The organism is Nocardia sp. NPDC004604 (genome assembly GCF_040609795.1).
Taxonomy (GTDB): domain Bacteria; phylum Actinomycetota; class Actinomycetes; order Mycobacteriales; family Mycobacteriaceae; genus Nocardia.
Genome location: NZ_JBEXLC010000109.1, coordinates 21,135 through 29,687 on the forward strand (window position 1 = coordinate 21,135; position 8,553 = coordinate 29,687).

The 8,553-nt window shown below is 66.6% G+C and carries 9 protein-coding genes; 4 read left to right on the top strand and 5 right to left on the bottom strand.

Annotation, left to right across the window (positions count from 1 at the left end):
• Positions 1 to 28: 28 nt before the first annotated feature.
• Positions 29 to 421, top strand: a complete 393-nt coding sequence (locus ABZW16_RS31345; RefSeq protein ID WP_354959699.1) for a hypothetical protein — start codon at positions 29 to 31, stop codon at positions 419 to 421.
• Entirely contained in the window at positions 418 to 1,554 is a 1,137-nt protein-coding gene (locus ABZW16_RS31350) for a cation:proton antiporter (protein WP_354959700.1), read from the top strand. The genes ABZW16_RS31345 and ABZW16_RS31350 overlap by 4 nt, the downstream gene beginning before the upstream one ends.
• A gap of 94 nt (positions 1,555 to 1,648) precedes the next feature.
• Here ABZW16_RS31350 and ABZW16_RS31355 read toward each other — a convergent pair whose 3' ends face one another.
• The 3 genes from ABZW16_RS31355 to ABZW16_RS31365 form a co-directional block, all read right to left on the bottom strand.
• Positions 1,649 to 2,056 carry an RNA-binding S4 domain-containing protein gene (locus ABZW16_RS31355; protein ID WP_354959701.1) on the bottom strand — a complete coding sequence of 136 codons (408 nt, stop codon included), beginning with the start codon at positions 2,054 to 2,056 and terminating at the stop codon, positions 1,649 to 1,651.
• Between the two features lie 2 nt (positions 2,057 to 2,058).
• On the bottom strand, positions 2,059 to 2,664 hold the full coding sequence (locus tag ABZW16_RS31360) for an NlpC/P60 family protein (RefSeq protein ID WP_354959702.1): 606 nt from the start codon (positions 2,662 to 2,664) through the stop codon (positions 2,059 to 2,061).
• A 456-nt stretch (positions 2,665 to 3,120) separates the two neighbouring features.
• On the bottom strand, positions 3,121 to 3,390 hold the full coding sequence (locus ABZW16_RS31365; protein WP_354959703.1) for a hypothetical protein: 270 nt from the start codon (positions 3,388 to 3,390) through the stop codon (positions 3,121 to 3,123).
• A gap of 209 nt (positions 3,391 to 3,599) precedes the next feature.
• Between ABZW16_RS31365 and ABZW16_RS31370 the strand changes: the two genes are divergently transcribed.
• A complete protein-coding gene (locus ABZW16_RS31370; protein WP_354959704.1) occupies positions 3,600 to 4,781 on the top strand; it encodes an ATP-binding protein in 1,182 nt (393 codons plus the stop codon).
• Positions 4,782 to 4,968: 187 nt separating this feature from the next.
• On the opposite strand, the gene ABZW16_RS31375 is transcribed toward ABZW16_RS31370, so the two are convergent.
• Entirely contained in the window at positions 4,969 to 5,133 is a 165-nt protein-coding gene (locus tag ABZW16_RS31375; RefSeq protein WP_354959705.1) for a hypothetical protein, read from the bottom strand.
• Positions 5,099 to 6,469, bottom strand: coding sequence for a serine/threonine-protein kinase (locus ABZW16_RS31380; RefSeq protein ID WP_354959706.1), 1,371 nt, complete (start codon positions 6,467 to 6,469; stop codon positions 5,099 to 5,101). Before ABZW16_RS31380 ends, ABZW16_RS31375 begins: the two co-directional genes overlap by 35 nt.
• Before the next feature lie 250 nt (positions 6,470 to 6,719).
• Here ABZW16_RS31380 and ABZW16_RS31385 point away from each other — a divergent pair.
• The coding region (locus tag ABZW16_RS31385) for an acyl-CoA dehydrogenase family protein (RefSeq protein WP_354959707.1) at positions 6,720 to 8,553 on the top strand (1,834 nt) is incomplete at its 3' end.

Genomic DNA, 8,553 nt, shown 5'->3' on the forward strand with positions numbered 1-8,553 from the left:
GGGTGCGTCGAGCGCGATGATGGGCGCCATGGCGACCGAAATCCTCCCCGTGACATGGAAAGACCAGCCCGATGAGCACGACTATCCGGCGGCCGCCGACTATCTGGAACTGCTCGCCGGACCGGATATCGTCGATGCGGTTATCGCGGATCTGCGCACCGCCCCGATCGTGCACAAGAAGGCCAAGGACATCCTGCGAGCGGCCCGACTCGAGCTGGTCTCGCCCGAAAATCCGTATGTCCGGCGCGATCTCATCAAGATCAACAATCGCAAGTCGCTCTCGCCGATCCTGCTGGTGCGCGGCGACTTCCGCACCGAGGTTCCGATGGTGATCGCCGATGGCTACCACCGCGTCTGCGCGGTCCACTGGGCCGATGAGAATATCGCTATTCCGGCGAAGATTGCCGCCATGCCGCGATGACCTTCTCCACCCTCGCCCTGGTCATCACGCTCGGACTGTGCGGTCCGCTGCTCGCACTGCGGCAGGCCTGGCATATACCGGTGATCCTCGGCGAACTGTCCGCTGGCATCGTCTTCGGCACCACCGGATTCGGCATTCTGCACGCCACCGATCCCCTGTTCACCTTCCTCGCCGATATGGGTTTCGCGCTGGTCATGTTCGTGGCGGGCAGCCATGTTCCGGTGCGTGATCCGGCCGTCCGTTCCGCACTGGGCAGGGGCGCGATCCGGGCGGTGCTGGTCGGATTGCTGGCCACCGTGGGCGGTTTCGGCATTGCCCGCTGGTTCGATACCGGACACGGCGCGGTCTACGCGGTGCTGATGGCGTCCTCATCGGCGGCACTGGTGCTGCCCATTGTCGATTCGCTCGGTCTGCAGGGTAATCCCGTGCTGGCCCTGACCGCCCAGGTCGCAATCGCCGATACCGCCTGCGTGGTGGCGCTGCCGCTGGTGATCGATCCCGGCAACGCAGGTCGCGCGGCACTCGGCGCCATCGCGGTCGCGGCAGCCGCCACCGTGCTGTTCATGGTGCTGCGACAGCTGGAACTATCGGGTACGCGGCGGCGGGTGCATCGGTTGTCCGAGGATCGCGGGTTCGCATTGGAACTGCGGGTCAGCCTCGCGGTGCTGTTCGCCTTGTGCGCGTTGGCAACCCGAACCTATGTGTCGATCATGCTCGCCGGATTCGCTGCCGGACTGGCGGTCGCCGGGGTCGGCGAGCCGCGCCGGGTCGCCCGCCAACTGTTCGCCATCAATGACGGCTTTCTCGGTCCGCTGTTTTTCGTCTGGCTGGGTGCCCGGCTCAACCTGCGCGAGTTCGGCGACCACCCCCGGCTCATCGTGCTCGGTCTGGCTCTCGGCATCGGTGCGGTTCTCGCGCACCTCACGACCCGTATCGCAGGACAGCCGATCGCATTCGGCACCTTGGCCGCGGCGCAGGTCGGCGTCCCGGTCGCCGCCGTGACGGTCGGCTCGCAACTACACGTTCTGGTGCCGGGCGAGGCATCGGCCATGATGCTCGGCGCACTGTGCACCATCGCCGCGGCGGCGCTCGCGGCCAGCCGAATCGCGGCCGCGACCACCCGCGCAAAGTAACGACGCAACCATCAGCTCGCCCAGGCGACAACCGATTTCGCGAACCTCGATAACAGCCTCTGGATCAAGCCGCGGCGGCACCAACGAATGAGGCTCAACCCTCGTTGCGGCCCAGCAGACGATCGGTCTCGCGGCGCTCTCGTTTGGTCGGCCGACCCGACCCACGATCGCGGCGCGGCACGACCGCCAGAATCTCCCGGGACGGCGGCGGTGGACTGCGATCGATCAAGCACTGTGCGGCGATCGGCGGGCCGACGCGCTTGACGACGATGAGCTCCACAATGACGATCCGCTCGATACCGCCGGCGCGAATCCGCACCTCATCACCCGGGCGAACATGCTGGGCCGGTTTGGCCGCAACGCCGTTCACCCGGACATGTCCGCCGCGACAGGCCTCCGCGGCGGCGGACCTGGTCTTGAAAAGACGCACCGCCCACGTCCACGAGTCCACACGGGCTTGTGTCGGGGCGGTGTTCTTGGTAGTCGGTTGGGCGGGTGCCACCCTTAGACCATACGGCGTGCCGTCACAACCATGTCGGGGCGCAGCGGGGTGTAGGACACCGGCTGGCCGGACTGGACCGCATTGAGCAGCTTGCCGTCGCCCGCGTACAGGCCGACGTGGCCGCCACCGTTGGTCACGACAATATCGCCGGGCTGCAGGTTCTCGAAGGCGACCGGCGCACCGACGTGCGACTGTTCGAAGCTGGTACGCGGCAGTTCGATTCCGGCCTGACGGTAGGCCCACTGGACCAGACCCGAGCAGTCGAAGCTGAACGGACCCGAGGCACCCCAGGAGTACTGCGCGCCGACCTTGCTCTTGGCGGCGTCCAGCGCGACGTCACTGGCGGTGTTGTGGTGGAACATCTGCTCCACACCCGGGGTGAAGAAACCGGGGACGTTCGGCAGGCCGGCCTCCGGGGCGATCTGCGGCGCGGGCGCGGCGGGCATCGAGGCGAGCGCCTGCGTGAGCTGCTGCCCCAGATCCTGGGCCTGCTGTTCGAATTCCTGCGGAACCGGAACATCGAAATCGCCGATACCGGGAATGTTGATGGTGGCTGCCATCGCGGGGATCGCGGGCATCGCACCGGTAGATGCGGCCACTGCTCCCATGACGAGTGCACCCTTGACTGAATTCGGGAGCCGCGATTCCCGCTGCAAGCTGTGTTTACCCACCGAGCCGTATCTCCGATCTTTCTGCTCTTCCGCCGACCGGGTCAGCTGTCGGTTCGGACCGGCAGATCGGCCCCAACTCCCAGTTGAATCTCTGGGTCCCGGTACGACGGCCGGGATCATTGGTCCCGACAGCCGTTTTGGCGGCGACTCAGTGGCGCCGCTCCTCTGACGAACCGACAGACTCCACTAAGTCACGAGAAGATTACGACCCGGACGCGATGTTGTCCAGCGCACAGCGCAGGTTGTTCTCGGATGATCGAAAAACCCCAGGACGAGCGGCCGGAGTCGGAAAACTTCCGGATGGTCACAACTCGGTATCGGCGGCGCACCGCGAGTTATCGAATCGGGAGTGCCGACCGGATCCGACACCGTGCCCACGGGATTCGGCGCCGACTACTCCTCGGCCCCGCCGCCACGCTGCGCCAGCGCACGCTCGAGTTCATCGATGCGGCGCCGCGCATCGGCCAAGCCGACCTCGAGCTGCCCCAATGCCATCACCAGCGGCCCGACCGCGAGATCGGCGACGAGTTGCGGATCGTCATAGCCACGCTCGATCGCGACCAGAATGTTGGAGCGGATGCGTGCGGCCACGGTGGCCCCGACCGGAACATTCCACGATTCGACCACTTCAGCGGTGGTCGCGGGAGTGGATTCCTCGGACATGCCCCTCCGTTCCATCCGGTACTGGACGGTATACCGAACCGCAACCAGCGTAGAGACTTTCGTGGCGATAGCAATAGTGCAATAACTACGTTGTGAGCGACTGCTTGCAGGTCGCTCCATTCAACACTGCGATGGTTCGCTAGCAATATCTAGGACACGCCGTATACATGGCCAGATTCGGCTGACGAGACGCGCTACGGTGTCTGGGCATGGACCCCGTGCGGAATCCGTATGCTCCCGGAGCCGGACAGCGCCCACCCGAACTTGCCGGGCGCGATAAGCAACTCAAGGCCTTCGACATCGTGCTGGAGCGGATCGCGCGCGGCCGGCCGGAGCGCAGCGTCATGCTCACCGGACTGCGCGGTGTCGGAAAGACCGTGCTGCTCAACCAGCTTCGTTCCGGCGCCGTCTCGCGCGGTTGGGGTACCGGCAAAATCGAGGCGCGACCGGATCAGGAACTGCGCCGCCCGCTGTCCTCGGCACTGCATATGGCCGTGCGTGCCATCGCCATGGCGCACCGCAATCAGGAGCGCGTCGACGACTTCCTCGGCATACTCAAGGCTTTCGCGCTGCGCTCCACCGCCGATAAGGGCATGCGGGAGCGCTGGCAGCCCGGTATCGATGTGCCCGCGGTGACCGGTCGCGCCGACTCCGGCGATATCGAGATCGATCTGATCGAACTGCTGAAGGAGGCGGCCGGACTGGCCAGCGATATCGGCGTCGGCATCGCGGTCTTCATCGATGAGATGCAGGATCTAGGACCGGCCGATATCTCCGCCATCTGCGGCGCCTGTCACGAATTGAGCCAGGACGCCGCACCTTTGATCGTGGTCGGTGCCGGACTGCCGCACCTGCCCGCGGTGCTCTCGGCCTCGAAGAGCTACTCCGAGCGTCTGTTCAGCTACCACCGCATCGATCGGCTGGACCGCGAATCCGCCGACCTCGCCCTCATCGCACCCGCTGAGCGCGAGGAGGTGAAATTCACCGAGGCCGCCCTGGATGCCCTGTACCAGCGGGCCGATGGGTATCCGTACTTCGTCCAGGCCTACGGCAAGGCCGCCTGGGATCAGGCGCCGGAGAGCCCGATCACCGCCGAGGATGTCGAGGTGGCGGCACCGAGCGCCGAAGAGGAACTCGCCGTCGGATTCTTCGGTTCCCGATACGAACGCGCCACTCCCGCCGAACGCGAATATATGCGCGCAATGGCCGATTTGGCCGGCGATGACGGTCCGGTACCGACCGCCGCGGTGGCCAGTGAACTCGGCCGCAAACCCGCCTCGCTGTCACCGGCCCGCGACGGATTGATCAAGAAGGGCCTGATCTATTCGGCCGAGCGCGGCACCATCGGGTTCACGGTGCCGCACTTCGGTCGCTATCTGCGCAGCGTGTAGCCGAAAGACTCGGTACGGCGAGGGAAGTGGATACCGGTAGTCGCAGTTGCCCTGCGGTGGTTGTCACCATGTGCAGGTTGTAGTTGTCACCTGTCCCGGGTCGATCCGAGGGGGTTTCGCGCAGCGGATGCCGCGCGGTCAGCGCGCCCAGCTCCCCGATGACCTCGGCGGCCCGGCCAGCGGCGATCTACAGCTCCAAGCGCGCCTCGAGCGTGCGCTGGCGCTCCTCGTCCATATGCGCGGAGAACGCCTCGACGAAGGTGGATACCGGCAAACCGTCCGGCGCCGCGCCGCCCCATTCGCCGCGGCGCCGGTGGTTATGGTGCCGGGGCGCAGCGGCCGTCGAAGGCACCGTCGGCGACCCGAAATACCGGCCACTGGACGGCTTTGGCCCGCGTCTCCGGGCCGTAGATGCCGTCGACCGCGGCACCGTAGTCGAGCTGCAGATGCCGAATGGCGCGCTTCATCGGGGCGTCGTACACCGTCGTCGCATCCAGCTGGATGCCGTGGCACATGTTCAGCGCCTGCCGCAGGGCCGTCACCGAATCGCCACGATCGCCCTCATTGAGGGCACAGTGCGCATCGTCGTGATCGGCTGCCCCGCTGGGCAATTCGAGATAGAAGTCGGTGCCGAGCGGGACTCGCACGCGCCAATAGCACCGCAGCAGCCCGGGCGGGGCGGCGCTCGTCTTCGACACAACCACCGGGGCCGCGCCATCGGATCGATGGGGCATCAGCCAGACAGCGGTCGTCACCGCGGCCACCAGTGCGGCGGCAATCCCGCCGAGTACGGCGATACGGCCGCGCGGAGCACGAACCAGACCGGACAACCCCCACCGATGCGGCCACCGCTCGGTATCGCTGATCGCCAGTTCCACCGCCCGCGCGAACTCCGTGCAGGTCTGATAGCGCCGCCACGGATCCGCCGCCATGGCGCGGGCGATCACCTCGTCGAGCGCCGGTGGTATATCCGGCCGGACCCGGGTGAGCTGCGGGTTGTCCCGTACGGTTCGGGTCCCTGCTGGCGTCGGTGCGTGGCCGTTCGGATTCGATCCGGTGAGCAGCGCAAGCAGCGTCGCACCGAGGGAATAGATATCCGCCCGGCGATCCACCGCGCGCCCCGCCAGCACCTCCGGCGCTGCGAAGGCGGGAGTACATGCGCGCCAACCGGTTTCGGTGACGGTGGCAGCCTCCTCGAGGGTGCGCGCCAGCCCGAAGTCCGCGACCAGCACGCGCTCGCCCTCGGCACCGGCGGCGACCAGGATGTTCGATGGTTTGACGTCGCGGTGCAGCAGATTCTGCTCATGCGCGTGATGCAGCCCCTTGGCGGCCTCGCAGACTATGCGCGCCGCCCGGTTCGGCGCCAATCCGCTCGGTTCCTTGCGCATGAGTTCACCCGCGTCGGTGCCGTCCACATACTGCATCGCCATCCATAGGACCTCGCCCTCCGCACCCCGGTTGTAGACCGAGACGACATTGGGATGGTCCAGGCGGCACACCAGATCGGCCTCACGCCGGAAGATGCTGCGGTAGCGATGATCGGCGCCGAGGTTTTCGGCGAGCACCTTCAACGCCACCTGTCGCGGCAGCGCCGGATCCTCGGCCAGATAGACCGCGCCCATGCCGCCGGATCCGAGGGGCCGCACAATCGAATAGCCCGCGAACACCTGCCCAGGCCGCAATAACATCCCTGCCCTCCAAGGGAATACGGGCCACGTCGCCGCCGTCGCCGGGCACGTATCAGCCACTACTCCACATTCCGAACCCGGTGTCAAGACAATCTGTCCGCCCGGCGCCCCGGCAAGCGTTAGCGGCCCATTTGCCGCTCTATCAAGATCATTAGCGATCAATAGATAACGCTCTACCTGAACATCTACCGGCCGGTAACAAACCCTCCTACACTCTAATGTGATCCTGATCACGTCCGAGGAGGACATCATGGCGACTACCGCAAAAGTCGACGCCACCGAAGAACAGGCCCGCGCACTGGTCGAGGAATCCCGCGAAACCGGCTGGGCCAAACCATCGTTCGCCAAGGAGATGTTTCTCGGCCGGTTCCGGCTCGATCTGATCCACCCGTACCCCGAGCCGAGCGCCGAGGACGCGGCGCGCACCGAGGCCTATCTGGCCCGGCTGCGGCCGTTCTGCGAATCGCTGGACGGCAGCGTCATCGAGGCGGAATCCAAGATTCCGGACGAGTACGTCAAGGGCCTGGCCGAACTCGGCTGCTTCGGCCTCAAGATTCCGCAGGAGTACGGCGGCCAAGGGCTTTCCCAGGTCGGCTACAACCGGGCGCTGATGCTGGTCGGCTCCGCGCACCCCAGCCTGGGGGTACTGCTTTCGGCGCACCAGTCGATCGGCGTGCCCGAACCGCTGAAGCTGGCGGGCACCGCGGAGCAGAAGGCCGAGTTCCTGCCCCGCTGTGCGGCGGGCGCGGTCAGCGCATTCCTGCTCACCGAGCCCGATGTCGGCTCCGACCCGGCCCGGATGGCCAGCATCGCCACCCCGACCGAGGACGGCGAGGCCTACGAGATCAATGGCGTGAAGCTGTGGACCACCAATGGCGTGGTCGCCGAACTGCTGGTGGTGATGGCCCGGATACCCAAGAGCGAGGGGCACCGCGGCGGCATCTCGGCCTTCATCGTCGAGGCCGATTCGCCCGGCATCACCGTGGAGCGCCGCAATTCGTTCATGGGCCTGCGCGGTATCGAGAACGGCGTAACCCGCCTGCACAATGTCCGGGTACCCAAGCGCAATCTCGTCGGCCGTGAGGGCGACGGGCTGAAAATCGCGCTGACCACGTTGAACGCCGGACGACTCGCCATACCGGCGCTGTGCACGGCGGCCTCGAAATGGTCGCTCAAGATCGCCAGGCAGTGGTGCACGCAGCGGGTGCAGTGGGGTCGCCCGGTCGGCGAACACGCCGCGGTAGGGGAGAAGATCTCCTTCATCGCCGCCACCACCTACGCACTCGAGGCGGCGCTCGACCTCTCGGCCACCATGTGCGACGAGGGCCGCAACGATATCCGCATCGAGGCGGCGCTGGCCAAACTCTGGGCCAGTGAGATGAGCTGCCAGATCGCCGACGAACTGGTACAGATCCGCGGCGGACGTGGCTATGAGACGGCGGCCTCGTTGCGGGCCCGCGGTGAGCGCGCCGTCGGGGCCGAGCAGCTGGTCCGGGATCTGCGGATCAACCGCATCTTCGAGGGCTCCAGCGAGATCATGCGCCTGCTGATCGCCCGGGAGATGGCCGATGCGCACATGTCCGCCGCCGGTGCGCTGGTCGACCGGAATGCCGAGTTGAAGGACAAGGCCAAGGCCGCGGTCGGCGCGGGTGGGTTCTATGCCAAGTGGTTCCCGCAGTTGGCGGTCGGCGCGGGCACGGTACCGGCGACCTATGCCGAATTCGGACCGCTGGCCCGGCATCTGCGCTTTGTCGAACGCAGCTCCCGCAAACAGGCCAGGTCGCTGATGTATGCAATGGCGCGCTGGCAGGCGGGTCTGGAGTACCGGCAGAACTTCCTCGGTCGCATTGTCGATATCGGCGCCGAGCTGTTCGCGATCTCGGCCGCCTGCGTGCGGGCGCAGGCAGCACGTACCGCGGGCGCACCGGAGGCCAAGGCCGCCGAGGAACTCGCCGATACCTTCAGCAGGCAGTCGCGGATTCGGGTGAACACGCTGGCCTTGCTGCTCGGTGCCGTGGCAGGCGTAGTGATTGCGCTGAAGCCGTGGACCGAGGAATTCCGGCACGGCGGGCTGAAGATCGCCG